The following is a 25,794-nucleotide window of genomic DNA, read 5'->3' as shown; positions in this document are numbered from 1 at the left end:
GAGACAATATGGCAGAGGTGACAGCACAGCAGCCGCTGGCCGGGATCAAGGTCGTGGAATTTTCGACGATGATTACCGCGTCCCTCGCCACCATGATGTTCGCGCAGCAAGGGGCTGACGTCATCAAGGTGGAGCCACCCGGCATTGGTGATCCGATGCGCTGGCTAGGCAGCCGAAAGGAAAGCATCTCCGGCCTGTTCAACAATTGCAATCGTGCCAAACGATCGATCACGCTTGATCTGAAAACCGAAGACGGCGTTGCCACGGCGCGCAAACTTTGCCTCGATGCCGATATTGTCATTCACAATTATCGTCCCGGCGTGATGCAACGTCTCGGCCTCGACAGCAAAAGCCTGCGGGCCGAAAAACCGGAACTTATCTATTGCGCCATTACCGGCTTTGGCCGCGAAGGGCCGATGGCAGATCGCCCGGCCTATGATCATGTCATGCAGGCCATGGCGGGATTCATGGGAACGCAGGGCCATCCCGACGGCTTTGCCTATGTGAAGACTCTGCTGTGCGACAAGCTGACCGCCTATACGGCAGCGCAGGCGATAACGGCGGCGTTATTCGCCCGCGAACGCAGTGGTGAAGGGCAGCATATTGATCTGTCGATGCTCGCCAGTTGCATTGCCTTCCTCTGGCCCGACGGGGGCATGCACCTGACGTTGATGGACGATGATGTGATGCATGCCTCGCCCTTTGCCGACTATTACCAGATGCCGCTACGCACGACCGACGGGGCCATTGCCTATGCGGCAATGAGCGACGAGCATTGGCAAGTCGTGTTCGAAATGGTGGGCCGCGAAGATTTGAAGTCGGAGGAAAAATATCAAGGCCTCGAAAATCGCAGCATGCATATGGCCGAGCTTGCGCAGATTGTTTCGGCCGAACCGCCGCGCCATGATACCGATACGATGATAGCCGGCTTGACCAAAGGCGATGTACCAGCCGCTCCATGCCTGCGCCTAGACGATGTGAAATCACATGCGCAGATCATGGCAATCGAGGCGTTTGAGGAACAGGATCACCCGCTGCTGGGCACCATCCATAATGCCGCCTCACCAGTGCATATCAATGGTCAGAAACTGCCCGCCACCGGGCCAAGTCCGGCGCTCGGCGAGCATAGCGAAGAAATAATGCAGGAAATAGGAACTAAGTAATGATGGAGCAGGCACAAGATTTTCTCGACGAAAGCGAAGCCATTTATGCGCTCGTCAAAGATCTGTCCGATGAGGAGATGGAACAGGAAACCGGTTTCAAAAGCTGGACGATCAATGCGATCCTCCGCCATCTGCATATCTGGAACATGGCGGCCTATTGGTCGCTGACCGAGCCGGAAAAATTCCATGGCTTTTTCAAAGAGGCGATGACCGGGATGAAAGAGAGCGCAAAAAAAGGCCAGACGTCCATGCGGTTCTTTGAGGCGGACTATCTAGACAATCTGTCCGGCGCGGGCCTTGTGAAGACATGGCGGGATTTCTATCAGAAAATGGCGCCGGAATTTGGCGCAGCCGATCCGGCAATGCGGGTCGAATGGGCAGGCCCTTCCATGAGTGTGCGTTCCTCCATCACGGCGCGGTTGATGGAAAACTGGTCCCATGCACAGGCCATTTATGATGTGCTGGGCCTCAAGCGGGAGAATGCAGATCGTATCCGCAATATCGTGATGATTGGCCTCAACACCTATGGTTGGACCTTCAAGGTCAATGGCGAGGAAGCCCCGCAGCCTGTGCCCTATCTCAAGCTTACTGCCCCGTCTGGCGCGGTCTGGGACTATGGAGATGAGAGCACGGAAGAGCGGATTGAGGGGCTGGCCGAGGAGTTCTGCCAGGTCGTCACACAGACCCGCAACATTGCCGATACGGACCTGCAGGTTACCGGACCAAATGCCACAAGATGGATGGCCATAGCCCAATGTTTTGCCGGGGGTGCGGAAAAACCCCCAGCACCGGGCATGCGTTCTATCAAAACCGGGTAAATAAATCTATCGCGTCTATCTATTGTGAATCACCTTTTTCTGGTTATGTTCAAAAGAAAAAGGAGAGATTCGCATGAGCTGGCAAATGGCCGATATCTGGGAAAATATTGCCCAGGCGATACCCGACAAACCCGCAATTGTAGACGGCGACAAGCGTTATAGCTGGGCCGAATATGAAGAGCGTGCCGCACGGCTGGCGCAAGTTTATACGGATCATGGCCTGAAGCCCGGCGCGAAACTCTCCATTTACGCCTATAACTGCGCAGAATATATGGAAGCGCAATTTGCCGCCTTCAAAGCACGTATTTGCCCGGTCAACGTCAATTACCGCTATCTTGAGGCAGAGCTGACCCATGTCATCAACAATAGCGACAGCGAAGCCCTGGTATATCACGCGCAGTTCGCTCCGCGTGTCGCGGCGATCAAGGATCGGCTGGAGCATGTGAAGCTTTTCCTGGAAATTGATGATGGCTCCGGCGAACATCTCGAAGGCGCGGTGGACTATGAAACGGCTTTAATTGCTGCTGATCCGATGCCGATCATCCCGCGCTCCGGTGAAGATCTCTACATGCTCTATACGGGCGGAACGACTGGCATGCCCAAGGGCGTGATGTATGATCACCAGACTTTTTCCAGTGCCTTGTTCACCAAGGGCTTTGAAATGCGGGAAATGACCCTGCCCGAGGGCGCCGAAGGTTTTGGCCCATTGGTTCAGGCACTTCATGCCGCAGGCGCCACCAGCCGCGCGATCCCCGCTTGCCCGATCATGCACGGGACCGGCATGTGGATCGGCGCGATGATTCCGCATGCGCTCGGCGGCTGTGTCATCCTGTTCAACAACCGGCATTTTGATCCGCACACGCTTTGGAAGCTGGCCGATGATGAGAAAGTGACCGACCTGACCATTGTCGGCGACGTGTTTGCAAAGCCAATGCTTGCAGCTCTCAACGAAGCAAAGGAAGCCGGCAAGCCTTATGATTTATCATCGGTTCAAATGATGGGATCATCCGGCGTGATGTGGTCGTCGGAGGTCAAGCAAGGCCTGCTCGACCATATTGAAATGGTGATTGTCGATAGCATGGGATCAACCGAAGGCAGTATGGGTGCATCGGTCATGACCCGTGAAAACAGCCAGATCGTCAAAACCGCGAGCTTTGACATGGCCGATACCACCAAGATTCTGACCGAAGATGGAAAAGAGGTCAAACCAGGCTCTGGCGAAATCGGTATGATCTGCAATGGCGGGATGGTTCCGATCGGCTATTACAAGGATGAGAAAAAGAGCGCCGAGACATTCAAGACGTTTGACGGCGTGCGCTATTCGATTCCTGGTGATTTCGCGATGGTCGAGGCTGACGGCAGCGTTACCTTGCTCGGCCGTGGTTCGGTCTGCATCAATAGTGGCGGTGAGAAGATTTTCCCTGAAGAGGTCGAAGAAGCGCTCAAAACCCATGACAGTATCTATGACTGTCTGGTGGTCGGCGTGCCTGATGATCGCTTTGGCGAGAAGGTCACTGCGGTCTTATCGCTGGCTGATGGACATGGGCTGGACGAAACTGCTCTTAACGATCATGTCCATGGCATACTCGCCGACTATAAGTCGCCGCGCGCGTTTCTGGTGGTCGATGATGTACCGCGCGCCGCCAATGGCAAGCCCGGTTACAAGGATGCCAAGGAACTCGCGCTAAAAATGCTGGATATGGTCGCCGCTTAAGGCTTCCAGTCAAATTCCCGATGATAGCGCGGGATGAACAGTTTCTTGCCCTTGATGGCGGAGGTTAAAAACGGCCCCGTCACACCAAAAGGCAGTACACTGGCTCCTTTATCTGGTCCTAATGGCAATAATATCAAAGGCTTGGACCACGACTTGTAAGGCTTGATATCCTCGATCCGCTTGCCGCGGAGATGGGCTTTCAGGGCTTTTTTCAGCCACCCAACCTGACGCGTCAGGCCGACGATGGTCATCGTATCACCAGTGCTGGCAATGTCGCCAATGATGTACAGATCGGGGTTGGCCGTGGGGCGCAGCCAGCCGTCCACCTTGGCGCGGCCATGATCATCAAAGCTCACGCCGTCCAGAGCCTGCAAAAGTTCGGTCACCGGTTTCGACCCGATAACCGGAATCACCAGATCGGCATCAATCGGAAATCCGTCGGACAGTTTGATCTTGTTCTTGGTCGGCACGAACGGCGCACCAGTCTGTTTCAGTTTTGCAATCCGTTCGCCCAGCCGGACCTTCACGCCCAGCTCCCCCAATTGTCGCAGCATCGAGCGTCCGAGCTTGGCTGGATAGTCCGGAAACAGATTTTCATCAGCCGAGATCAGCGTGACCTGTTTCTCCGGCCGCGCAAAAGCCAGTTCCCCCGCCAGTTCGCTACCCACCGCGCCCGCGCCAACAATTGCGATATTTTTCGCCTTGTCGATTTGGGTGATCACCCGCTTGGCTTTGGTCAGAAACGCCGCTTCATCATCGCCCTGCATTTTAAACGGCGCCGCATAAGTTGATCCCGTGGCGATGATGATCATGTCTCCGGCAATCTCGGTTCCATCTTCCAATATTGCGACATTGCCATCAATCGAAGCTGCACGGCCGCGAATGATTTTGCCGCTTTTCAGCAAGGCGTCATAGGGTATCACAATCTCATCAAGCAGTTCCGGCCGTGCCATCGCCCGGATCATCGCGACATTGTGGACCCATTTCTCCCGCGGTTCGATCAGACTGATTTCGGCATGCTGGTCCAGCTCCTTGGCCAACATGGTTCCGGCATAACCGCCGCCAATAATTGTAATTTTTTTGGTCATGGGATGATTCATAAAACGGTTTCACCGCGATGAACAACTCTATTCCATCTTGGTCATTGACGCGGCGGGAAAACTGTCGCCATGTCGATCCAATGATTGTTCAACTGATCCACAATCCGGCATCCGGTACCCATCACGAATTGCGCCTTGGTGTTCTTGCACAGGCTTTTGAAGCGTGTGGTGCAAAAGTCGTCATGGGAACAACAGAAATTGATGGTAGTATGAAACTTGCCAGCGACAGTGATCTGATCTGTGTATCGGGCGGTGATGGAACATTGCGCCTGGTGATCGCCGCGATGCAAAAAAGCGGATCGCAAACACCGCTTTGTATTTTCCCTGCAGGAACCGTGAATCTGGTGGCCCGTGAGATCGGCTACGCGTCAGAGCCGGAGCAGTTTGCGAGCGAAGTCATGCGCGGTTTTCTTGCCGGCACAGATGCGCGTTTGAAAGAGCCCATTGTTACCAGTGACCATGGCCCCTTCGCCGCCTGCTTGAGCGCCGGTCCCGATGGTGTTGCGGTGGCCCAACATTCTCCCACGCTCAAAAAGAAAATCGGGCGCGCGGCCTATGCCTGGTCATTTGCCAAACTCTTCCTGCGCTGGCCGCGACAGCAATATTCACTGGAGATTATCGCGCGAGACGGATCGGAAAATAGTTTGGCCTGTGAAGCTTTTTATATTGCCAAGGGACGATATTTTGCCGGGCCATGGACGCTTACGCCAGAGGCTGGCCTGGGCGGCGATGTTTTCCACCTGATCGCCCTGTCCCGCGCGGGCCGCTGGAATTTTATCCGGTTCATGCTGTCGATCGCACGTGGCCGTCATCCACGAAACCTGTCTTTCGCCCGTCAGTATCCCGCGATCTCCATGACGATCGGGGCTGGTGACGAACCAGCGAATATTCTTTTTTATCAAGAAGATGGAGACAGTATGAGGCATGTCCCGATGCAGGTAAAAATGACCGATTATGCCGTGGAATATTGCCTGCCGCTGGACGATTAAGCCAGTGGATCAAATCGGTTCATGCGGCGCGACAATGCTCCGCAATCACCTCGACCATCCACGGCAATTTGCTCGGAGGCAGGTCATGGCCCATGCCATCCACCAGTTCGAACCGTGCGTTATTAACGTTCGCTGCTATGTCCGCGCCGCAGGGATGGGGAATAAGCCGATCGGCTGTCCCATGGATCACCATGGTCGGCACAGATATGCTCTGCGCCTTAGGCCGCAGGTTGCCGGTCTCGATAATCGCTGCCATCTGCCGGCGGCGGCCAGCGGGATAGAAATTCCGTTCCAGCGCGGTCTTCATCAACGTTTCCCGCTCTTCTTCACGCGCCCGTCCTTCTTCGGATGCAACGATGCTGGAAAAGGCCATGCCGGTTGCCAAGGCTTCATCAATCGTGCTGGCCTTTGCTCGCGCCGACTGGATCAGTGCCTTGCGTACCGCTGGATCTGCGCCGGGCAGGCCCGGGGCATTGGTGGAAGACATCACAGGCGTAAAAGACAAAACCCGCTCTGCATGATCGGCGGCAACCAGCTGCCCGATCATGCCGCCCATGGATGCGCCGACAATATGCGCCTTGTCGATATCCAGCGCATCGAGAACGCCGACCGTGTCCCGCGCCATATCGCCAAGGTCATAGGGCGCCAGATTGCGGTTTGGAAAAAACCGTTTCGCAAATAGCTGCCTGATCGGTCCGGGAGCCCTAACGCCATCATATTTATAAGAAAGCCCGACATCACGATTGTCAAAGCGGACGACACGAAACCCTTTTTCGACCAGCCCGTTGACAAAATCCATCGGCCAATAGATCAGCTGCGTGCCGTAACCCATGATAAGGAGGATCGCCGGATCCTTTGCATTTCCATGATCTTCGACTTCGATGTTGATACCATTAGCGGTAACTTGCATATTCTTGTCCTGATAAGGGTCCGGTTCCGGACGATAAAACAGTCCAAAACCCTAGCAGAACCGGAAAATCGCACAAGTCAGGACATGAAGGAAATCAGGGCTGCGGCGCTCCTGCAGGTGCACCGGTGGGCACGTCGGCCAGTTTGGCCATGACGGCATCCGACTGCGCAATGACTGCACCCAGTTTGGCTACCTGATTGTCATCATCCACGACTGCGCGGATGTTAAGCACGGGCGTAACGCCTATAGCCTGCGCCGACAGCTCCTGAATGCGTAGCGTATAGGCTCCGTAAGGCACTCCTTCGAACAGGAAGAAGCCGTCAAATTCACTCTGTGTCTCATGCGTGACTCGGCCTTCAACATCCAGCAGCTCCAGCCCCACGCCTGCCAGCGCGCCGCCGCCTTTGCGCATCAATGTGCCCTCTACCTCGCCTGCGCTAACCAGTGGAAGTTCCACTCTGGCAGCGACACCGGGGCGCGGCGTAACGACCACACCGGGAAGTGCCGGCTGCACATAGGGGTCGGGCAGGCTGCTGCTATCGATACCGATTAATATCGGCCGGAAAGGTGCGAGATTGTCGATAATCGACTGTCCCGTGGCATCCGTTGGTGTCAATGCGGTGGATTGCCCGGCCGTCAGTTCGACATTTTCAACCAGTTCTTCGTCCGGCTGCCTTTTGCCGTCGCGATTTTCGTCCCGATAAACAATGGCCAGGGCTTGACCACTATTGGCGAGCTTGTTGTTCGACAGGCGGAATTTGCCATTGCGTGGATCGGGGCCAAAGCTGAAGGCCAGATTCAAGCCGGCGGCGATAGATCCATCGGTTGCCGCTTCTGCACTGGCGGTGAGCGAGAATTTGTCAAACCGGCGGATAATCCCGATGCCGGCCCTGCCCCGGTCGAGCGCAACATCATAGCCAAGCTCCGCGCGCCAGTCGGCACGATCACCCGCACGCCATTCGCCGGTAAAATTAACCCTTTCGAAACGTTTTTCCGGTGCCAGGCGATAAGTTGCCTCACCGCGCAGCCGCACACCCGCAACCCGCCCGTTGGCGAGGAGCCGCGCTTCAATCCGGTCTGTCGAGCCGCCGCCGTCGATAAACTGCTTTTCCCAATTTACCTCACCCGTGAGTGAAAAGCGCCGCAAATTCAAAGAAGTCCTGCCGGTAAAATCCAATATAGATCGTCCATCCGTCCGCGTTTCATATTGGGCATCAATATGAAAGGGAACGAGCTTGCTGCCGAATTTGAAATTGTGGTCCAGCGAGAGTCGATGCCTTCCGTTCACGTTTTGTTCAATACGGTCTGACCGAAAGCCGCCCCTGGCCCAGATAGTTTCAGCGGTGATCAGGGTATTCCCGAGTTCGCCAAGCAATTGGCCGCGGAAAGCCATACCATTTTCAAGGTCGGATGAAGCTGTCAGCTCGACAAGCGCTGGTCCCACCGCACGGCGCACCGATCCTTCGGCATAATTATACCGCTTCCCGTCAATCTGAAGACTGAATAGCGAAGCTGCGACTGACGTTTTTGCATTCAAGCCGCGCTCCACACCAAAACCGCCACGCCACCCAGCCTGCCGCAGATTTTCAAAGTTATTGAAGTTGATCAGGTCTTTGCCAGCCTCCTGTCCGCCGGCCCAATAATAGGTTTTACGTGGCGGAATGGAATCCAAGCCGACAGGAACGGACTTGCTATCCCTGCGAATCTGGCCTTGCGGGCCATAGAGCACCACTTCGAACCGGTTTTGGCCGTATAACAGCGGTACATCGATAAATTCATAACGGCCATCGGATCGGTTCTCGGCAAAGGCAAGCAATTGCCCGTTGCGATATAGTTCCGCATCCCAGCCAGCCGGCAATTCTCCGCGAAAACTGGTACGATCAAAATTATCCGGGCGATCAACTGGCCGGTTCGTGATAATCGCGCCGCGTCCTGCGGTGCTCTGCGAAACCAGCGGCGTTGAAAAGTTCGAAACATCGCCAATAGCGACATGTGTCGCCTTCAAAGGACCCAGCAGCTCCCCTTTTGGATCTGTGCGATAGGCACGAAGCCGCAGGCTTTCCGGCACGCCTTTGTCATCGGACGACAATCGCGCATCAAAAGAGGCTTTTCCGACTTCCCCAGCGGCAAACAGCTCGTAACGCACATCGAGTTCCTGCCCCGATCGCTTGTCGCGCAGCCCGCCAGCCGACACGACGGCATCTACCGACGGAGTTCTCCAGAATTTATATGGTTCGGTGGATTGCGGCAGGCTGGAAAGGTCGAAATTTCTACGTGGACGGATTTTTGCTGCACGTTCCTTGCGCTCGAGAGCCTTTTGAAACGGCAGTTTCCGCTCTGTCTCGATAACCAGCAGCGCGTTGGACAGATCCGGCCGCAACTCGATATCAAGCCAGCGTGATAGCGTTTTGACATTGACGCACCAGCCTTCCGGCGTGTCGTAAATCTCGCCAGGTGCCAGTTTTCTGCGGTCATTCATCCGTTGTGCACTGCTGGCGTCGCGTTCGATGGTGAGCGTTTCGCGCTCCGCAAACACCCATCCAGTTGCGCGGCGCGACTTTTTATCTAACCTTATTGGTAAATCCATCCCGATGATAACATCGGCAAAGTCAACACAGACGCCTTTGTCTGTCTGATAACCTCTTATTCCATCGCCAAGACGGTATTTTCCGGATCGCAGATCAAACAGCAGCGCATCATCATCATTGGCCGACCAACTGCTTTGGGGCTGAACGTCCTGGGCCTGAGCCGCAGGCACCATAAACGGCGAAGCCGCAGAGGTCATTGTGATCCCCGCGGCCAAGGCCAACGATTTTAACCGCTGGCGGAATATGGTGAGTTGCTGCTTCATTGCGAATATCTTGGCGGCTTAACGGACCGAAGTCAGTTCATACCATTGACATAAAATGATTATCTGAGAACCAGCTCGGTCTTGGTAATTAACCCACCGCCAATATTTCGCGGTTCATAATATTCGATCGACAGCGGCCCTTTCAGCTGTGCAGCAACCTCCGGCGGTACCGGCAGAGAAACTTTCCGGCTGGCTAACTCTGGATATACTGCGATCCCGCGGACCAGCAACAGAGGTTCATTCACACCCTGCTTCATCACACGAATCTCGCCATAGGTAGAACGATCACCGGTTCGGCTGAGGTCGAAAGCAAAGGCTTTCCCCTCATCTCCTTGCTCAATACGGGCATTTGCGATGGCCGCTGTAGCACTTAAGTTGCCTTGACGAATGATAACCGGAATGGTTACACCATATATTGGAGTAAGTGCGATGGAAAAGCCATCCGCCTGCTCCGGCGAAGCGGTGACAGACCTGGCCTTTGGAATCGCCCGGAACAGCAGATGGACACGATACTCGCCATCTGCCAGATCCTTCGGCGCTCTGACGCCAAGACGGATCGCTTGAGGTTGATTGGGTGGCAGAGTTACGCGGCGCGGAGCATAGCGAATCATTTCCTTCGCAGCCTGCTCCAGCTCATTCGCGTCTTCAGGACTAACTTCTGTCAGTCGGCCCTCTGCGGTCATCCGCCGAAGTTCCAATGAAATGCGGTAAGTTGCTGTTTCTGAACCGATATTGTTCAGAATAATCTCGGTTCCACGCTGACCATCGAGAACGATACGGGTAGGAGCAACCAGAAGGTCGCCAGCGGCCTGAGCCGGGGACAGCGAAAGTGCAACGGTTGATGCAGCTACTCCCAAACTCACACAAATATTACGCAGTCGTTTTAGACCCCTGATCGTCATCTTATTCTCCGGTTTTAATACTGGTCATCCGGACAGGCGGTCTCCCGCACATATCCCCACGCGATGACTATGCCGAAAGAGGGTTACCAAAGCGCTAACCACGCCCATTATTTGCTTACAAACCAACGTGAATGGGATGACCCGGGATCAAACAGCAAGAACCCGCCCGCAACATATGTCGCGGACGGGTTTCTTGTTGTTGACAATCATTACCCTACTAACAGGGCAATGAAGAAATCAAGGATAGTCAACGGTTACCGTGAAGGTACCGAGATAAGCGCCATCGGCCTGAGTAGCGGCAACGTCGAGCGCACCACCTACAGAAAAGGCACCATTGCCTGAACCATCCAACGCGGTCAAAGCGGTTGAAGACAGGTTAGCGTTCATGATCGCGCCACCAGGACCAGAAAGAGTAACTGAAGCAGGTACGGTCAGGGTAACAGCTTCAGAAGCCGAACCGGTAACCGAGAAATCAGCTGCATCAGAAGCACCTGAACAAACAACGTTCACACAAACGGCGCGAACACCGTCTGTACCAACGGTTACGGTTTCAGCCGTTCCGGTTGTAACAATCGTACCGAAGTCAAGATCGGTGCCAGCATCTTTGGTAACGGTCAGTTCTTCCAAGATGTTTGCACGTGCATCGGCATTTGCGGTAGCGGCGTGAGCGGCATTCGCACCCATAACCGAAGCGGCAAGAACGGAAGAAGCCAAAGCGGCTTTAATAAATTTAGACATATTTTCTGGTCCCTATATTTCACTACTTTACATCGAAAGGGCGTCTACGGTGCATCCGGCCAAACCCACTGGCCAAATGTCGCTATACGCCAACATTCGACATTGCTTATCCACAGGAAAGGATAAGGCTTTGCTGCCAGTCATGGTTAAAAGAATCTAAACCAGCTAATACGCTGATAAATATAGGTTTAATCAGGTGATTTTACAGGATTATAGATTTCAAAAGAAGTGATTCGGGGCTTGAATTCAAACAAAATCCGACGGAAAATTAAATATGTTCACCTGTTAGGCGCTGACAAATCAGATCCAGTTGATCGAGATTGCTATATTCAATGGTCATCGAGCCAGCACCCGCGTGGCCTTTGGACTGAATGGTCACTTTCAGGCCCAATAAATCACCCAAATGGCTCTCAACCGCACGGATATCGGCATCGCTTTCGCTAATTCCCGCCGACTGAGTCTTGCTCTTACGCCGTGACCCTCCCAGCGCCTTGCGTACCAGTTTTTCGGTATCACGGACGGAAAGTCCTTGTTTTACAACTTGTTGAGCCAACCCCACCGAATCAGGCGCATTAATCAACGCCCGGGCATGACCCATAGTCAGTTTTTCCTCACCCACCAGCGTCCGAACCGATTCGGGTAGCTCCAGAAGTCGCATGAGATTGGCGATATGACTGCGGGATTTCCCAACCAGCTCCGCCAACTTCGCCTGGCTGTGGCCGAAATCATCTTTCAACTTCACATAGGCTTCTGCTTCTTCAACAGCGTTGAGATCTCGTCGCTGAACATTTTCAACAATCGCTATTTCAAGAGTTTCCGCATCATTGAGACTGCGGACAATTGCTGGAACACGGTGCAGCCTTGCCCGCTGTGCCGCACGCCAGCGGCGCTCACCTGCGACAATCTGAAAATTCTTGCCATGGGGGCGAACAACAATTGGCTGAATCACACCACGCAGCTTCATGCTGTCAGCCAGTTCATCCAGTGCTTCATTATCGAACGTCTGGCGTGGCTGATCCGGATTGGGGCGGATATCGGAAACAGCGATGGAACGCAGTCCGTCAGTCCGGGTCTCCGGGCCATCGTCATCTATCTCGGTTTCAGGGGCCTGAATCAGCGGTTCTTCCCGTTGAATCTCGCCAAAAAGCGAATTTAGCCCCCTACCCAAGCCGGTAGCTTTCTTAATTGCAGCTTTTTTGGGCAATGGAGCTTCCTCTTCTTTCGCCATCACGCGGCCACCTTCCGTTCCGGCAGACGGGAAATCAATTCCCGCGCCAAATTGATATAGGCTTCCGATCCGGGGCATCGATGATCATAAATCAATGCGGGCAAACCGTGGCTTGGTGCCTCTGAGAGCCTTACATTTCTAGGGATTACTGTATCGAAGACGACATTGCCAAGACAGGCCCGCACATCGTCAGACACTTGTTCGGTCAGTTTGTTACGGCGATCATACATGGTCAGAACTACGCCCATGACCGACAGACCGCGATTGAATCGCGCCCTGATGCGTTCAACAGTCTGCAATAGCTGACTAAGCCCTTCCAATGCAAAAAACTCGCATTGCAGCGGCACGAGCAGAGATTCGACCGCAACCATGGCATTGAGCGTCAGCAATCCAAGAGATGGTGGGCAATCGATCAGGCAGATGTCCCACTGACCATCATCGCCGGCATCAAGCGCTTTTTTCAGCCGGTGGGTGCGTTCTTCAAACTCGACCAACTCCACTTCAGCTCCTGAAAGATCAACAACGGCTGGCACAATATCTAGGCCTGGTACAGGAGTGTTGATGACGCAATCCACCAATGGTGTATCAGAAATCAGCAGATCATAGCTGCTATGCGTGCGTTCCGCTTGATTCAAACCCAGTCCTGTGGACGCGTTGCCCTGCGGATCGAGGTCAATCAACAGAACTTTCCATCCACTAGCGGCAAGAGCTGTAGCCATATTAATGGCTGTTGTTGTTTTACCAACACCGCCTTTTTGATTTGCTATCGCTATCCGGACCATTTTACGCAGAACCCTTCGCTAAGCTGATATAAAATAACGTTTTCAGCCCAATCCCACCAATATTCCCGCTTCTGGGTCGGTCAAACTTTGTTCCACGTGGAACATTTTTTGCCGTTTTGGGGATAGACCTTTTAACTCCCTTACCGCATTTTTGCCTTTTGGTAAGAGCCAAACCGTATTTTCTGTGGAAAACCGGTGCGAAAGTGAAAGCAATTTTTGCAACGGGGCAAAAGCTCTGGCGCTAATGACATCGACGGAATGGCTTTCAACATTCTCCAATCGATCCCCAAAAACCAAGGCTTTTTCGGCCAGCCCCAGTTTTGCCACGACAGATTCCAGAAAGGCTATCCGCCGGGTGCGTGATTCAACCATCTGCACCTTATAGTCACCCAATATGGCAATGATGATCCCGGGAAAGCCAGCGCCGGTCCCAAGGTCCATCCAAATTTTGTCGCCTTCGCCCTTGGGGGCGTGGAGTAGAAGTTGTGCGCTATCGACAACATGGCGCTCCCAGACATGGTCCGCGCTCGATTTGGAGATAAGGTTTTGGCGCTGCATTTCTTCTGCCAATATTGCCAGGAAATGCTCCAACCGATCCCATGTTTCACGTGGAACATCGAATGTTTTGCGCAACCAGTCCTGCGCCTCTTGTTCGGTCATACCGTGATCATGCCGCGAGATTTTTGGCTTCGCGACGACGCGTATGAACCAGGATGGCGGCCAGCGCCGCGGGGGTAATACCTCGAACGCGCGAAGCAGCCGCGAGTGTTTCAGGCCTCGCGCCGTTCAGTCGCTCAACCATTTCATTCGACAAGCCGGCTATTGCCGCATAGTCCAGATCATCGCCCAAACGGATCTGCTCATTGGCACGCAAGTCCTTCAGTTCCGATTCCTGCCGCTGCAGATAGGGCGCATAGCGCGCGTCTTCTTCAACCTCAGCCAGCAAGCCGGTATCCAGATCATCAACAGATAGACCCAAGTCCTTAAGCGCCGCTATCGAAATATTGGGGAAACGCAACCAGTCAAAAAGCGATTGTTTGGTACCATCACGCCTGACCTCCATCCCCTGATCGGCGATAGCCTCGCAGCTATATACTGTCTCCAGTTCTTCCAGAACCCTAGCGCGCCGTGATTGCCGGTCATCGAACCAGCGCCTTCTCTCATCGCCCAGACAGCCGATAGATGCCGCGACCGGGCTAAGCCGCGTTGTCGCATTATCTGCCCGCAACCGCAGACGATATTCCGCTCGGGCCGTGAGCATCCGATAGGGTTCGGTCACGCCCTGGAGCACTAAGTCATCAACCATCACGGCCATATAACTGGTGCCACGATCCAGTTGCGGAGCATCCTTCCGCTGTATCGCGCAGGCGGCTCCGATACCGGCGATCAGTCCTTGCGCCGCTGCCTCTTCATATCCCGTCGTGCCGTTGATCTGGCCGGCACAATAAAGGCCATCTAGGTCCTGAACCTTTAACGACCGATCCAAAGCGCGCGGATCGATATGGTCATATTCCACCGCATAGCCCGGCACGATTATTTCGGCCTTTGACAGACCGTCCATTGTCCGAACAAACGCTTCCTGAACGTCAGCGGGTAGAGATGTGCTGATGCCGTTGGGATAGACGAGGTTGGTGTCGAGCCCTTCCGGTTCCAGAAATACCTGATGGGAATCCCGGTCGGCGAATCGGTGAATCTTGTCTTCTATCGATGGACAATAACGCGGGCCCTCTGCATCGATAGCTCCGCTGAACAGAGGTGATCGATCGAGATTATCACGAATAATATCATGGGTAGCAGCACTGGTTCGGCTGACCGCACAGAATATCTGCGGTACATCCCGACGTGATGATATGGGTGACATTGTCCAGTCATCATCATCCGATGGCTGCTCCGGCAACGTAGCCCAATCAATGGTGCGGCCGTCGATGCGCGGCGGTGTTCCGGTTTTTAAACGTGCAATCGGAAGACCAGCGTCACGAATCTGCTGACCGAGGGAGATGGAACTGGCTTCACCGGTCCGGCCGCCAGCCACTGCTTCTTCGCCCTGGAACAGCTTGCCGTTCAGGAACGTTCCTGTCGCTAATATGACAGCCGCGGCCGTAATTTGGCTTTCATCTGCAAGAGTAATCCCGCTGACCGTTTGGCCATCAAAGATCAATGAAGCAACTTCGCCTTCAACGATAGACAGATTGTCCTGCGCGTCCAGCATCCGATGGATTGCCGCTTTGTAGAGCTTGCGATCCGCCTGAACTCGTGGCCCCTGAACCGCCGCACCCTTGGACAAATTAAGCATGCGATAGTGGATTGCGGCAGCGTCTGCGGCGCGCCCGATCAACCCGTCAAACGCGTCCACTTCTCGTACAAGATGGCCCTTGCCTAATCCACCAATTGCCGGGTTGCAGGACATCGCACCAATACTGTCTTTGGTAAAACTGACCAAAGCCGTGCGCACACCGATGCGCGCAGCCACAGCCGCGGCTTCACAGCCGGCATGTCCGCCGCCAACGACAATAAGATCAAAATCGCGATTCATGCTGCGCCCATAGCGGAATGGGGGTTTCAGGTCAAAATGATCTCGCCCTGGTGAGGAATAGTGGTGGTCCTGTTCCACGTGGAACAGTTTTATTTTCCGATGCAGAATTTCCCAAACAGGCCGTCGAGCATATCTTCGGTGCTCGCCCTGCCCGTCAGCGCATCAAGTGCAGCCCGGGCCAAGCGCAATTGTTCAGCAATGATCAGATAATCCTGCACCTCTGGTATCTGATCTAGGCTGACCTGTGCTTCAGCAAGATGATCGGCCTGGCGTTTGTTGACGCTAATCTCGTCACCGCGCGGTACAATTTCTTTGGCGCGTTCAACAAGCAGCGCCACAAGCTCGTCCATCCCTGGCCCCGCCAACGGAGATACAGAAAGCACGGTTGGAGACTTGGGTTGATATTCGGGATGATCCTGACGCGATGCAATTTCGACCAGTTTTAGGCTATCAGGGCCCTCTCCCTCTGGACCAAGCCACAGGATGATATCAGCCATATCAAATTGCGCGCGGGCGCGATCAATGCCTATCCGTTCAATTTCTTCCGCCCCTTCATCTCTTATGCCGGCTGTATCAATGAACAGAAATGGTATGCCCTTTATCGCAATGGGTACCTCAATAACGTCCCGCGTGGTTCCGGCAATAGCTGAAACAATCGCCGCCTCTCTTTCCACCAAGGCATTAAGCAAAGTCGACTTGCCGCTATTGGGCGGACCGCCCAAAACAACTCGCACCCCTTCCCGCAATTTTTCGGCGCGCGGTCGGACGAGGATGTTGTTCATCTCTTGCGCGAGATCAGCGACCGATGATTGCACCACTTCTAGCTGCGCTGGAGTGACATCATCCTCGTCCGAAAAATCCAGTTCAGCCTCCACCATCGCAGACAGGCGCAAGATGGCGCTTTGCCAATCTTCCACTTTTCGAGATAAGGTGCCACCAGCCGCCTGAATGGCAGAACGGCGTTGTAGCTCCGTTTCTGCAAATAACAGATCAGACAAACCCTCTGCTTCAGCGAGATCCATTCGCCCATGAGTAAAGGCCCGGCGGGTAAATTCTCCCGGCTCCGCCTGACGCAAACCATCCATATTATCCAACGCCGATTCCAGCGCGCGCACAACCGCCCGGCCGCCATGGCAATGGATTTCAGCCAGATCTTCACCGCTCGCGCTATTGGGGCCCGGAAACCATAATACCAGTGCTGTATCGAGCGGCTGTTTACTTACCGGGTCCGTTAACTTCGCCAGACGGGGGCGCCGCACCTCCGGCAACGATCCGCTCAAAGCCTGCAGAGCATTTGATGCTTTTGGACCGCTAATCCGGATAATACCAATGGCCGCTGGTGGCTGCCCACTCGACAGCGCAAAGATTGTATCACCAGCAGACATGTTCTATCTATTTGATATCTAGTCTTTTTTCTTGGACGAAGAAGATTTTCCGTTACCGCCACTCATCGCTCCGCCCAAGAAGGAAGAGAACATCTTGATGCCGGCTTCACCCATGGGAGCGATGATCTTCGTGAAATTTTGCAGTTGCTCAACAGAACTGGCCCCCTGCAGAAACTTCGACATTTCCTTGACATAAGTCTCGTTGAGCTTTGCGACATCAGGCAAACCCATCATCCGGCGTGCTTCTTCCGGTGTGCAATCCAGTTCTACGGTTACTTTCATTATGTGCTTCCTCTTATCTTAATCGTTGAAGCGAAGTTCCCCCCTCACCGCAACAGATGATCTTCCACCTTGCCACAACAGGATATGGGGATATTGTGCACCATTAATCAAGTCATGATGCAAAGGAGCGCAAAAAATGGGTGATATGAAGCCGATCAAAACATTGAGCGGAGATGGGGAATTTCCTTGTTATGTTGCTGCTCCGGAAGGAACCGCGACTGCTGCGATCATCGTGATTCAGGAAATTTTCGGCGTGAATAAGGGAATCAAGGCGAAATGCGATAGCTGGGCAAAGGCCGGTTATATGGCCATTGCGCCAGACCTGTTCTGGCGGGTCAACGAAGGCACGGATCTGGATGCCGATGTTGAGGAAGAATTTCAGGTTGCGCTCGACCTGATGGGTAAATTTGATCAGGATCAGGGCATCAGAGATATTGAAGCAGCGATTCATTTCGCACGCGACGCTGTAAATGGCGGAAAAGTAGGCTGTGTTGGCTATTGCCTCGGCGGCAGACTGGCTTTCATGACGGCAGCCAGAACCGATATTAACGCTTCTGTTGGCTATTATGGCGTGGGTATTGATGGCCTGCTTGGCGAGAAAAACGCGATTGCGCATGATGTCATGCTCCATATCCCGACAGCCGATGGCTTTGTGCCTGCCGATGCACAGGCCGCCATGCACGAAGGGCTGGATGATCATCCCAAGGTCACCTTATATGACTACGAAGGACTGGATCACGGTTTTGCCGCCGAATTTGGCGCGCGCCGTAACGAGACAGCAGCGACACTGGCCGACAGCCGCACAGCAGAATTTTTCAAGGAGCAACTGGCATGAGCGCACGCGAGAATCTGAAAGCCTGGCATGCACGCATGGCCGATAAAAGCGAAGCCGCGCTAAGCGCACAACTCGCCGATGATGCGGTATTCCACTCCCCTGTCGTACACACACCGCAAGCCGGGAAGCCCATTGTCATGGCTTATTTGACCGCCGCCGACAGCGTGCTCGGCAATGACAGTTTCCGCTATGTCCGCGAGATTGTCGACGATGATGCCAATATGGCGATGCTGGAGTTTCAGCTCCAATTGGATGATATTCAAGTCAACGGCGTCGATATCATCAGCTGGAATGACGACGGCAAGATTCAGGATTTCAAGGTCATGGTCCGGCCGTTGCAGGCGATCAACAAAGTCTGGGACGAAATGGGTAAGATGCTGGAAAAAATGAAGAAATCAGCCTGACACCCAAAATCTTTCGAATCAGAAAAGAGTCAAGATTCCGATCGTTTGTTCATCGCCAACCAGACCGGAATAGATCATTTTTCCAGCGACATAGACGATCACCGCCAGACCGAGATAAGCTATCCACTTATAGCGCTCGATATATTTGGCGATGATGTTGGCGGCGAGCCCCATTAGCGCCACCGACAACAACAAGCCAACAACCAATATGCCGGGATGTTCGCGCGCGGCCCCAGCGACGCCGAGGACATTATCGAGGCTCATCGATACATCGGCGGCCATTACCGCCCAGGCAGCGGCCCAAAAGCTTTTCTGCGCCTTAACACCGCTATGTTCATCGCCGGCAATCTCTGGCGAACCCGGCGATTCTCCTTCATGGAAAATCTCGCGATAAAAATTCCAGGCGACCCAAAGAAGAAGCAACCCGCCAGCAAAGACCAACCCTACAATTTGCAACAATTGCACGACGATCAGCGCAAAAATTATACGCAAAACCAACGCCGCACCGATACCCAGCATGATGACTTTGCGTCGCTGATCCGCAGGCAATCCGCCTGCCAGTGCACCGACAACAATCGCATTGTCGGCAGCAAAAACAAGATCGATAAGAATAACCTGGCCAAAGGCAGTCAAAGCTTCCGGCGACCCCATGTTGGAAAAATCATGAACAATTGCAGCCCAGATTTCCGCCGGTGAACCCAAACCGCTCGGCACCGCAGCAGTCAAAATCGTCAGCAGATCAATCATGAAAAAATCGTTTCCCCAAAATAGGTTACACTCGGCATAGGGTCATAAAAGTCATGAAGCAAGGCGCGCCATTGGGCATATTCCGGTGATTTGCGGAATCCGTTGCGGTGCGCCTCAACACTTTTCCATTTAACCAGTAAGAGAAACTGATTCGGCCGATCGACAGAGGGGCGAACTTCTATGGATTGAAAACCTGACTGCGCAGCGATAAGCGGCTTTGCTTTTTGCATTGCTGAGACAAACTGGTCGGACTGACCCGGTTTTACCTGCAGCAAAGCCTGTTCAATAATCATCGCGGCGGCGCCCCTCCCCGCAATCCTACTGATTCATGCTGTCGAAGAAATCGTCGTTGGCTTTGCTGTCTTTCATCTTGTCGAGCAGGAATTCCATTGCGTCGATCGTGCCCATTTGCATGAGGATACGGCGCAGCACCCACATTTTCTTGAGCTTGTCATCCTCGACCAGCAATTCTTCCTTACGCGTACCGGATTTGCCAACATCCAGCGCTGGGAAGATCCGCTTGTCGGCAACTTTGCGATCCAGCACGATTTCGGAGTTACCGGTGCCTTTAAATTCTTCAAAGATAACCTCGTCCATCCGGCTGCCGGTGTCGATCAGAGCCGTCGCAATGATCGAAAGCGAACCGCCTTCCTCAATATTACGCGCGGCACCAAAAAAGCGTTTCGGACGTTGCAACGCATTGGCGTCGACACCGCCGGTCAGCACCTTACCGGAGCTGGGAACGACCGTATTATAGGCACGGCCCAGACGCGTAATCGAGTCGAGCAGGATGACAACATCATGCTTGTGCTCGACCAGACGTTTAGCTTTTTCAATAACCATTTCAGCAACTTGCACGTGGCGCGTCGCGGGTTCATCAAAGGTAGAGCTGATTACTTCGCCCTTCACAGAGCGCTGCATATCGGTCACCTCTTCCGGCCGTTCGTCGATCAGCAGAACGAGCAGATAGACTTCCGGATGGTTGTCGGTAATCGCCTTGGCGATATTCTGCAGCAGCACGGTTTTACCGGTCCGCGGCGGCGCCACGATCAAGGCACGCTGGCCCTTACCTTGCGGCGAAATAATATCGATGACGCGCGCCGATTTGTCTTTGACCGTGGGGTCGAGACTATCGAGCGTCAGCTTCTCATCCGGATAAAGCGGTGTGAGATTATCAAAATTGACCCGGTGGCGGACCGCATCGGGCTCATCGAAGTTGATGGCCGTCAGTTTGGTCAGCGCAAAATATCGCTCGCCATCCCGCGGTGCACGGATTTCGCCTTCGACCGTATCACCCGTGCGCAAACCGAATTTGCGAACCTGGTTCGGTGAAACATAAATATCATCAGGACCAGCTAGATAATTAGCTTCCGGTGAGCGCAAAAAGCCAAATCCATCGGGCAGCACTTCAATGGTGCCGAGGCCCATGATCAGTTCATCATTATCCGCAAGTTCTTTGAGAATCGCGAACATCAGATCCTGTTTGCGCAGCGTTGATGCGCCTTCAACGCCCAGTTCTTCCGCCATAGAGACGAGATCAGCGGGCGATTTTTCTTTTAGTTCTTTTAAATGCATGGAGTTTTATCCAAAAATATCAGGAAGTTATATATTATTTTTGCATGTGTGCAGCGTGTGCGCCGTCAAATTTTCACATGAAAGATCGCCCGGACGGGCTTTGGCGGTCAATTACGCCTTTGCCCTTTGGCTGTCAACAAAAGCTGAAACCAAAACGGACAGACCCGATCAGAACGGTTTCACAATCACCAAGATCACGGTTATCGCCGCCGCAATTCCGGGCACTTCATTAACCAACCGCAACTTTTTATCCGTCATCGTCCGTTCGCCGCGCGCGAGTTTTTTGACATAGCCCATCATCCAGCCATGATAGCCGGAGAGCAGCAGGACAATAAGTAATTTCCCGTGGAACCAGCCCTGGCTGAACGCATCGATATGATAAGCCAGCAACAATCCTAAAACCCACGTTATGATCAGCGAAGGATTCAGAATGATCTTGCGAAGCCTGTTCTCCCGCTCGATCCATTTGGAATCTTCTTCTGATCCGACGGCTGATTCCTGATGATAGACGAAAAACCGGGGCATCATGAACAGGCCGGCCATCCAGAAGATAACAAATATAAGATGAGCGGATTTTAACCAGAGATAGAGCATGGAAAGATATTCATTCATTGCCGGACAAGTGTAAGCAGCTTTTCAACATGTTCAATGGGCGTGTCGGGTAAGATGCCATGACCCAGATTGAATATGTGCGGGCGGTCTTCAAAGACTTGCAAGATATGTTTGACAGATTTTTCAAGAGCTTGTCCGCCTGCAATCAGGGCAAGAGGATCAAGATTGCCTTGCAGGGGCAGATCGGCTGGCAAGGTATCGTGCGCCCATTGGGGATCCACGGTTTCATCCAGACCAATTGCATCGGCGCCAGTTTCATTGGCATAGGCGGCCAGCTTTGCCCCTGCTCCCTTTGGAAAACCGATAATCGGCAGATCGGGATGGACGGCTTTTATCCGCGCTATGATTTCTGCGTTGGGGGCGACTACCCATTTTTCAAATTGTGCAGGAGAAAGGGATCCTGCCCAGCTATCGAAAAGCTGAACCGCGTCGACGCCTGCATCAATCTGACCAAGCAGATAGGTAACGGTATTATCAATAATCGCGCTGATCAGCTCTGAAAAAGCTGCTTCATCGCCATAAGCATAGCGTCGCGCAACACCCTGATCCTTGCTGCCTTGCCCATGCACCATATATGTTGCGACGGTCCAGGGGCTGCCGGCAAAGCCCATGAAGGTGGTTTTGTCGTCCAGCTGCGCGGCTACCTTTCGAACCGTGGCATAAATAGCCTCAAAATGCTCCGGAGCAGCCTCAAGAGACGATAAAGCGGCATCGACGAGCCGCGGTGCCAGACGGGGTCCTTCTCCCGTCTCAAACCAGAGCTTTTGACCCATGGCATGAGGCACGATCAAAATGTCAGAAAACAGGATCGCTCCGTCAAAGCCAAATCGCTTTATCGGTTGTATGGTTACTTCGGCAGCTGCCTCAGCATCATAGCATAGTTCCAAAAAACCGCCTTTTTGTGCGCGCAGCTCTCGATATTCCGGCAAGTAGCGTCCGGCCTGACGCATAAGCCAGACGGGCGTTTGGTCTTGTTTCTTGCCGTGCAGGGTGTTGAGCAAAGTTTTTGGAGAGTCGGTACCGTCAGACATAAGATAAGGGTCATCCCATATAATAATATAGTATATTTATAGAATCTTGTTGATGATGATAGAGCGTGGAAAGAGGCGGTAACGCTGCTCTACCGAGATTACAAACAGATTGACAGATGGCTGTTAACGAAAATTTTACCGATTCCCGAATTTGGTCCCCATTATCCACAATCTGTGGATGAAATTTTCAAAACTTGACGGACTGTGGATAGAATTTGGGATGACGGGGATGAAAGTGAAGCCTCCAAAAATCCCGTATTCATCCCTTGCTTTATCCACAATGAAATCACAGGGTTGCGGGTATGAATAGGCTTCACCTTCACATGCTGTCTGACTCGACCGGAGAGACACTGGAAAATATCGCAAAAGCGGCTTTGGCGCAATTTGATGGTGTCGAAATCATCAAACATTTCTGGCCGATGGTGCGCTCCGAAACCCATCTGAACCGGATATTGGTCGAAGTTGCAGATAATCCGGGACTGGTAATTTTTACGTTGGTAAACAGTGACATAAGGGCGCGGTTGGAACGGGAATGCCGCCATTTGGGCCTACCGGTAGTACCAGCACTGGATACCGTGACCGATGCCCTGTCCAACATGCTGGGTCAGGAAGCGAAAGCGCGTCCAGGTCGCCAACATATACTGGATGCCGCCTATTTTGAGCGGGTCGAAGCGATTCAGTTCACCATCGCCCATGATGACGGGATTGGTTGGGAAAATTGGGAAGAGGCAGACATTGTTCTGGCCGGTGTTTCGCGCACGTCGAAAACGCCGACATCAATCTATCTCGCCAATCGGGGCTATAAGACCGCCAATATCCCGATTGTCCCGGAATCACCGCCACCGGATGCGCTGTATCATTTGAAAAATCCTCTGGTAGTCGGATTGGTGGCAGGCGCCGGCCGATTGGTACAGGTAAGGCGTAACCGGCTATTGTCTCTCAATCAGGCGCCGGAAACGGACTATGTAGATGAGGAAAAGGTGAAGGCGGAAATCCAATATGCACGGCGCATGTTTGCGGACAACGGGTGGCCGACGATTGATGTGACGCGGCGTTCGATTGAGGAATCCGCAGCAGCAATCATAAATTTCTATAATGAGCGCCACATTAGCTCGACGAAAAGCGTGAAGGATGAGGGCAATGGATGATCCGGTGACGGAACCCATGCTTGTTCTGGCCTCAAAGAGCAAAGCACGGCGTGCCATGCTCGAAGCGGCAGGTGTAGTCATTGAGTCTCTTGCGCCGAATGTTGACGAGGAGGCTCTGAAAGACGGTTTGCAAGCTGACGGTGTCACGGCGCGGAATCTGGCTGACGCGCTGGCCGAAGCAAAAGCCGTACGCTTGTCGCGGCGGATCGGTCCGGCGCTGGTGCTTGGCGGGGATCAGGTTCTTGCGCTGGAAGACGGCTCCATGCTTGATAAGCCATTGGGCCGCGATGACGCCAAGGCACATCTGCAGTTGCTATCTGGCAAGAAGCATAAACTATTCAGTGCTGCGGTGATTGCGGATCAGGGATCACCGGTGTGGCGGCATGTTGACATCGCGACTTTGACCATGCGGCCATTGAGCGACACGTTTATTGACAGCTATGTTGAGGCAGAATGGGATAATATCCGCCATTGTGTTGGATGTTATGAAATTGAAGCCCGCGGCGCGCAGCTTTTTTCCGACATTAAGGGGAATCATTTTACAATCATGGGTCTGCCACTGCTTCATTTGCTCGACTATTTGCGCGTCAGGGGCGTGATGACGTCATGACCGAAACGCTACCATATGCCGAAGTGATCGGTGACCCGATTGCCCATAGCAAATCGCCGATAATTCATAATTTCTGGCTCAAGAAACTGGGTATAAAAGCCAATTATCAGACTTTCCGCGTGAAACCGGATGAACTGGCGGATTATATTTCTGATCGCCGGGATGATCCAAACTGGCAGGGTTGCAACGTCACGATTCCACATAAATTGGCGGTGATGGATCATGTATCCGACCCGGGAGATGTGCGGGCGTCTATCGGTGCCATGAACACCATCGCACGTAATGACAGTGGGGGTCTTTTTGGCACCAATACGGATGCAGGTGGTTTTTTTGCCCCGATCGCCGATGTGCCGCTAAGCGGTCAGGATGTGATTGTTGTCGGTGCTGGCGGTGCCGCACAGGCAGTATTGTTTGCCTTATCCCGTATCGAGGTTGGATCCGTCACGATCATCAACCGCAACGTGTTGAAGGCATCGGCCCTTTTGGCGCGCTTTGGCTTGAAGGGGCAGGCGTTGGAACATGGCTCGACGCTTCCGCCCGCCCGGCTCCTGGTAAATGCCAGCGCACTTGGCATGAAGGGGCAGGACGAGTTGACTATTGACCTTGATGGTCAACCGGACGACGCAATTATTTACGATCTCGTCTATGTTCCATTGAAAACCAAATTGCTCAGGGCTGCGGAGTCTCGTGGTCTTGATACGATTGATGGATTGACGATGTTAATCGGGCAAGCTGCTGTCGCTTTTGAAATTTTCTTTGGACAAGCTCCGCCGCTCGAACATGATGCTGAGCTGAGAAAGCTGCTTGTCACATGAATGGTCCGATGATCATCGGACTTACCGGTTCTATTGGCATGGGAAAGTCGACAGTTGCACAAATGTTTGCCGATGAAGGGGTACCGATATTTGATGCTGATGCCGCCGTACATGTCTTGCAGGGCCCCGGCGGCGCTCTTGTAGCGCAGATTGAAGCCCTGTTTCCCGGCACAACTGATGAGAAAGGAGTGGATCGTCAAAAACTTGGTCCTGCGGTGCTTGGCAATCCGGATGCCCTAAAACAGCTCGAAGCGCTCATTCACCCGGCTGTTGGTGCGATGCGGATGGATTTTTTAGAAGATAATAAGGCTGCACCCATGATCCTTTTCGATATTCCGCTCTTGTTCGAAAAAAGCGGGGCGGCCGGTGTCGATCATGTGATCGTGGTGTCCGCCACAGAGGATGATCAGCGTGAACGGGTTTTGCGCCGGCCCGGCATGACTGCGGACAAGTTTGAGAAGATTAAGTCCCTGCAAATGCCGGATGAAGAAAAACGCAAACGCGCCGATTTTGTCATTGATACATCAAGGCCTCTCGAAGAAACACGGCAGCAAGTGCAAAATACCATAGAAAAATTGAAAGCTTCCCTTGCGTAACCGGAAATTGAGTCCGATATTGGTGT

26 protein-coding genes are annotated in these 25,794 nt (G+C 53.4%); 10 read left to right on the top strand and 16 right to left on the bottom strand.

The annotated features are described in order from the left end of the window. Positions 1-8 precede the first annotated feature (8 nt). The 3 genes from AC6I9Z_RS02985 (at position 9) to AC6I9Z_RS02975 (ending at position 3,695) form a co-directional block, all read left to right on the top strand. On the top strand, positions 9-1,163 hold the full coding sequence (locus AC6I9Z_RS02985; RefSeq protein ID WP_461457168.1) for a CaiB/BaiF CoA transferase family protein: 1,155 nt from the start codon (positions 9-11) through the stop codon (positions 1,161-1,163). Further along, complete coding sequence (locus tag AC6I9Z_RS02980; RefSeq protein WP_461457171.1) at positions 1,163-1,981, top strand: TIGR03084 family metal-binding protein; 819 nt, start codon at positions 1,163-1,165, stop codon at positions 1,979-1,981. Before AC6I9Z_RS02985 ends, AC6I9Z_RS02980 begins: the two co-directional genes overlap by 1 nt. Before the next feature lie 73 nt (positions 1,982-2,054). Next, positions 2,055-3,695, top strand: coding sequence for an acyl-CoA synthetase (locus AC6I9Z_RS02975; RefSeq protein WP_461457173.1), 1,641 nt, complete (start codon positions 2,055-2,057; stop codon positions 3,693-3,695). Here the strand turns inward: AC6I9Z_RS02975 and AC6I9Z_RS02970 are convergent. Beyond that, positions 3,692-4,783: an NAD(P)/FAD-dependent oxidoreductase gene (locus tag AC6I9Z_RS02970; protein WP_461457175.1), complete on the bottom strand. Its 1,092-nt coding sequence runs from the start codon at positions 4,781-4,783 to the stop codon at positions 3,692-3,694. The two genes, AC6I9Z_RS02975 and AC6I9Z_RS02970, sit on opposite strands and share 4 nt — an antisense overlap. Before the next feature lie 29 nt (positions 4,784-4,812). On the opposite strand from AC6I9Z_RS02970, the gene AC6I9Z_RS02965 reads away from it, so the two are divergent. Next, the gene (locus AC6I9Z_RS02965; protein WP_461457177.1) at positions 4,813-5,784 is read left to right on the top strand and encodes a diacylglycerol/lipid kinase family protein; all 972 of its coding nucleotides are present in this window, start codon (positions 4,813-4,815) and stop codon (positions 5,782-5,784) included. A gap of 19 nt (positions 5,785-5,803) precedes the next feature. Here the strand turns inward: AC6I9Z_RS02965 and AC6I9Z_RS02960 are convergent, their stop codons facing one another. The 10 genes from AC6I9Z_RS02960 to AC6I9Z_RS02915 all read right to left on the bottom strand — a co-directional run bounded on the left by AC6I9Z_RS02960 (position 5,804) and on the right by AC6I9Z_RS02915 (position 17,395). Further along, positions 5,804-6,694, bottom strand: a complete 891-nt coding sequence (locus AC6I9Z_RS02960) for an alpha/beta fold hydrolase (RefSeq protein WP_461457178.1) — start codon at positions 6,692-6,694, stop codon at positions 5,804-5,806. 94 nt (positions 6,695-6,788) lie between these two features. Next, a complete protein-coding gene (locus tag AC6I9Z_RS02955; protein WP_461457180.1) occupies positions 6,789-9,545 on the bottom strand; it encodes an MSCRAMM family protein in 2,757 nt (918 codons plus the stop codon). A 59-nt stretch (positions 9,546-9,604) separates the two neighbouring features. After that, the gene (locus AC6I9Z_RS02950) at positions 9,605-10,447 is read right to left on the bottom strand and encodes a fimbrial biogenesis chaperone (RefSeq protein WP_461457181.1); all 843 of its coding nucleotides are present in this window, start codon (positions 10,445-10,447) and stop codon (positions 9,605-9,607) included. A 237-nt stretch (positions 10,448-10,684) separates the two neighbouring features. Continuing rightward, positions 10,685-11,185 carry a DUF4402 domain-containing protein gene (locus AC6I9Z_RS02945; RefSeq protein ID WP_109356008.1) on the bottom strand — a complete coding sequence of 167 codons (501 nt, stop codon included), beginning with the start codon at positions 11,183-11,185 and terminating at the stop codon, positions 10,685-10,687. A 268-nt stretch (positions 11,186-11,453) separates the two neighbouring features. After that, on the bottom strand, positions 11,454-12,413 hold the full coding sequence (locus AC6I9Z_RS02940; protein WP_461457183.1) for a ParB/RepB/Spo0J family partition protein: 960 nt from the start codon (positions 12,411-12,413) through the stop codon (positions 11,454-11,456). Further along, positions 12,413-13,195, bottom strand: a complete 783-nt coding sequence (locus AC6I9Z_RS02935) for a ParA family protein (protein ID WP_461457185.1) — start codon at positions 13,193-13,195, stop codon at positions 12,413-12,415. The genes AC6I9Z_RS02940 and AC6I9Z_RS02935 overlap by 1 nt, the downstream gene beginning before the upstream one ends. Positions 13,196-13,237: 42 nt before the next feature. Beyond that, complete coding sequence (gene rsmG, locus AC6I9Z_RS02930) at positions 13,238-13,855, bottom strand: 16S rRNA (guanine(527)-N(7))-methyltransferase RsmG (protein WP_461457187.1); 618 nt, start codon at positions 13,853-13,855, stop codon at positions 13,238-13,240. Positions 13,856-13,862: 7 nt separating this feature from the next. Next, the gene (gene mnmG, locus AC6I9Z_RS02925) at positions 13,863-15,728 is read right to left on the bottom strand and encodes a tRNA uridine-5-carboxymethylaminomethyl(34) synthesis enzyme MnmG (RefSeq protein ID WP_461457189.1); all 1,866 of its coding nucleotides are present in this window, start codon (positions 15,726-15,728) and stop codon (positions 13,863-13,865) included. 89 nt (positions 15,729-15,817) lie between these two features. Next, entirely contained in the window at positions 15,818-17,113 is a 1,296-nt protein-coding gene (gene mnmE / locus AC6I9Z_RS02920; RefSeq protein ID WP_461457191.1) for a tRNA uridine-5-carboxymethylaminomethyl(34) synthesis GTPase MnmE, read from the bottom strand. Positions 17,114-17,131: 18 nt separating this feature from the next. Then, a complete protein-coding gene (locus AC6I9Z_RS02915) occupies positions 17,132-17,395 on the bottom strand; it encodes a DUF6489 family protein (protein ID WP_109356013.1) in 264 nt (87 codons plus the stop codon). Between the two features lie 136 nt (positions 17,396-17,531). Between AC6I9Z_RS02915 and AC6I9Z_RS02910 the strand changes: the two genes are divergently transcribed. Together AC6I9Z_RS02910 and AC6I9Z_RS02905 are read left to right on the top strand one after the other, a co-directional pair. Then, complete coding sequence (locus AC6I9Z_RS02910) at positions 17,532-18,230, top strand: dienelactone hydrolase family protein (RefSeq protein ID WP_461457194.1); 699 nt, start codon at positions 17,532-17,534, stop codon at positions 18,228-18,230. Further along, positions 18,227-18,634: a nuclear transport factor 2 family protein gene (locus tag AC6I9Z_RS02905; protein ID WP_461457196.1), complete on the top strand. Its 408-nt coding sequence runs from the start codon at positions 18,227-18,229 to the stop codon at positions 18,632-18,634. The genes AC6I9Z_RS02910 and AC6I9Z_RS02905 overlap by 4 nt, the downstream gene beginning before the upstream one ends. An 18-nt stretch (positions 18,635-18,652) precedes the next feature. Here AC6I9Z_RS02905 and AC6I9Z_RS02900 read toward each other — a convergent pair whose 3' ends face one another. The 5 genes from AC6I9Z_RS02900 to hemE form a co-directional block, all read right to left on the bottom strand. Beyond that, positions 18,653-19,381, bottom strand: coding sequence for a TerC family protein (locus tag AC6I9Z_RS02900; protein WP_461457198.1), 729 nt, complete (start codon positions 19,379-19,381; stop codon positions 18,653-18,655). Continuing rightward, positions 19,378-19,674: an antibiotic biosynthesis monooxygenase family protein gene (locus AC6I9Z_RS02895; protein WP_109356017.1), complete on the bottom strand. Its 297-nt coding sequence runs from the start codon at positions 19,672-19,674 to the stop codon at positions 19,378-19,380. Before AC6I9Z_RS02895 ends, AC6I9Z_RS02900 begins: the two co-directional genes overlap by 4 nt. A 25-nt stretch (positions 19,675-19,699) precedes the next feature. Next, positions 19,700-20,956, bottom strand: coding sequence for a transcription termination factor Rho (gene rho / locus AC6I9Z_RS02890; RefSeq protein WP_461457200.1), 1,257 nt, complete (start codon positions 20,954-20,956; stop codon positions 19,700-19,702). Positions 20,957-21,124: 168 nt separating this feature from the next. After that, positions 21,125-21,568 carry a CopD family protein gene (locus AC6I9Z_RS02885; RefSeq protein WP_461457202.1) on the bottom strand — a complete coding sequence of 148 codons (444 nt, stop codon included), beginning with the start codon at positions 21,566-21,568 and terminating at the stop codon, positions 21,125-21,127. Beyond that, entirely contained in the window at positions 21,565-22,599 is a 1,035-nt protein-coding gene (hemE, locus tag AC6I9Z_RS02880; RefSeq protein ID WP_461457204.1) for a uroporphyrinogen decarboxylase, read from the bottom strand. Before hemE ends, AC6I9Z_RS02885 begins: the two co-directional genes overlap by 4 nt. Positions 22,600-22,901: 302 nt before the next feature. On the opposite strand from hemE, the gene AC6I9Z_RS02875 reads away from it, so the two are divergent. Genes AC6I9Z_RS02875 through coaE form a run of 4 tightly spaced genes read left to right on the top strand, consistent with a single transcriptional unit; the run spans position 22,902 to position 25,768 of the window. Continuing rightward, a complete protein-coding gene (locus AC6I9Z_RS02875) occupies positions 22,902-23,747 on the top strand; it encodes a pyruvate, water dikinase regulatory protein (RefSeq protein WP_461457206.1) in 846 nt (281 codons plus the stop codon). Positions 23,748-23,763: 16 nt separating this feature from the next. After that, positions 23,764-24,357, top strand: coding sequence for a Maf family protein (locus AC6I9Z_RS02870; protein ID WP_461458215.1), 594 nt, complete (start codon positions 23,764-23,766; stop codon positions 24,355-24,357). Beyond that, positions 24,354-25,172 (top strand): shikimate dehydrogenase, encoded by an 819-nt coding sequence (aroE, locus tag AC6I9Z_RS02865; RefSeq protein WP_461457208.1) that lies wholly within the window; start codon positions 24,354-24,356, stop codon positions 25,170-25,172. The genes AC6I9Z_RS02870 and aroE overlap by 4 nt, the downstream gene beginning before the upstream one ends. Beyond that, the gene (coaE, locus tag AC6I9Z_RS02860) at positions 25,169-25,768 is read left to right on the top strand and encodes a dephospho-CoA kinase (RefSeq protein WP_461457210.1); all 600 of its coding nucleotides are present in this window, start codon (positions 25,169-25,171) and stop codon (positions 25,766-25,768) included. Before aroE ends, coaE begins: the two co-directional genes overlap by 4 nt. Positions 25,769-25,794: the final 26 nt, after the last annotated feature.

It is taken from the genome of Parasphingorhabdus sp. (genome assembly GCF_059726685.1).
Note: the sequence above shows the minus strand (reverse complement) of the source record. Positions and strands in the feature narration are given on the sequence as shown.

Bases quoted from the DNA above. Each gene is read 5' to 3' on its own strand.
- mnmE (WP_461457191.1), bottom strand. From the start codon at position 17,113: ATGTCTGCTGGTGATACAATCTTTGCGCTGTCGAGTGGGCAGCCACCA.
- AC6I9Z_RS02910 (WP_461457194.1), top strand. From the start codon at position 17,532: ATGGGTGATATGAAGCCGATCAAAACATTGAGCGGAGATGGGGAATTT.
- aroE (WP_461457208.1), top strand. From the start codon at position 24,354: ATGACCGAAACGCTACCATATGCCGAAGTGATCGGTGACCCGATTGCC.
- AC6I9Z_RS02895 (WP_109356017.1), bottom strand. From the start codon at position 19,674: ATGATTATTGAACAGGCTTTGCTGCAGGTAAAACCGGGTCAGTCCGAC.
- AC6I9Z_RS02870 (WP_461458215.1), top strand. From the start codon at position 23,764: ATGCTTGTTCTGGCCTCAAAGAGCAAAGCACGGCGTGCCATGCTCGAA.
- AC6I9Z_RS02945 (WP_109356008.1), bottom strand. From the start codon at position 11,185: ATGTCTAAATTTATTAAAGCCGCTTTGGCTTCTTCCGTTCTTGCCGCT.
- mnmG (WP_461457189.1), bottom strand. From the start codon at position 15,728: ATGAATCGCGATTTTGATCTTATTGTCGTTGGCGGCGGACATGCCGGC.
- AC6I9Z_RS02950 (WP_461457181.1), bottom strand. From the start codon at position 10,447: ATGACGATCAGGGGTCTAAAACGACTGCGTAATATTTGTGTGAGTTTG.
- AC6I9Z_RS02975 (WP_461457173.1), top strand. From the start codon at position 2,055: ATGAGCTGGCAAATGGCCGATATCTGGGAAAATATTGCCCAGGCGATA.
- AC6I9Z_RS02965 (WP_461457177.1), top strand. From the start codon at position 4,813: ATGAACAACTCTATTCCATCTTGGTCATTGACGCGGCGGGAAAACTGT.
- AC6I9Z_RS02970 (WP_461457175.1), bottom strand. From the start codon at position 4,783: ATGACCAAAAAAATTACAATTATTGGCGGCGGTTATGCCGGAACCATG.
- AC6I9Z_RS02980 (WP_461457171.1), top strand. From the start codon at position 1,163: ATGATGGAGCAGGCACAAGATTTTCTCGACGAAAGCGAAGCCATTTAT.
- AC6I9Z_RS02905 (WP_461457196.1), top strand. From the start codon at position 18,227: ATGAGCGCACGCGAGAATCTGAAAGCCTGGCATGCACGCATGGCCGAT.
- coaE (WP_461457210.1), top strand. From the start codon at position 25,169: ATGAATGGTCCGATGATCATCGGACTTACCGGTTCTATTGGCATGGGA.
- AC6I9Z_RS02885 (WP_461457202.1), bottom strand. From the start codon at position 21,568: ATGAATGAATATCTTTCCATGCTCTATCTCTGGTTAAAATCCGCTCAT.
- AC6I9Z_RS02955 (WP_461457180.1), bottom strand. From the start codon at position 9,545: ATGAAGCAGCAACTCACCATATTCCGCCAGCGGTTAAAATCGTTGGCC.
- AC6I9Z_RS02915 (WP_109356013.1), bottom strand. From the start codon at position 17,395: ATGAAAGTAACCGTAGAACTGGATTGCACACCGGAAGAAGCACGCCGG.
- rsmG (WP_461457187.1), bottom strand. From the start codon at position 13,855: ATGACCGAACAAGAGGCGCAGGACTGGTTGCGCAAAACATTCGATGTT.
- AC6I9Z_RS02985 (WP_461457168.1), top strand. From the start codon at position 9: ATGGCAGAGGTGACAGCACAGCAGCCGCTGGCCGGGATCAAGGTCGTG.
- AC6I9Z_RS02960 (WP_461457178.1), bottom strand. From the start codon at position 6,694: ATGCAAGTTACCGCTAATGGTATCAACATCGAAGTCGAAGATCATGGA.
- AC6I9Z_RS02935 (WP_461457185.1), bottom strand. From the start codon at position 13,195: ATGGTCCGGATAGCGATAGCAAATCAAAAAGGCGGTGTTGGTAAAACA.
- rho (WP_461457200.1), bottom strand. From the start codon at position 20,956: ATGCATTTAAAAGAACTAAAAGAAAAATCGCCCGCTGATCTCGTCTCT.
- AC6I9Z_RS02900 (WP_461457198.1), bottom strand. From the start codon at position 19,381: ATGATTGATCTGCTGACGATTTTGACTGCTGCGGTGCCGAGCGGTTTG.
- AC6I9Z_RS02875 (WP_461457206.1), top strand. From the start codon at position 22,902: ATGAATAGGCTTCACCTTCACATGCTGTCTGACTCGACCGGAGAGACA.
- AC6I9Z_RS02940 (WP_461457183.1), bottom strand. From the start codon at position 12,413: ATGGCGAAAGAAGAGGAAGCTCCATTGCCCAAAAAAGCTGCAATTAAG.
- hemE (WP_461457204.1), bottom strand. From the start codon at position 22,599: ATGTCTGACGGTACCGACTCTCCAAAAACTTTGCTCAACACCCTGCAC.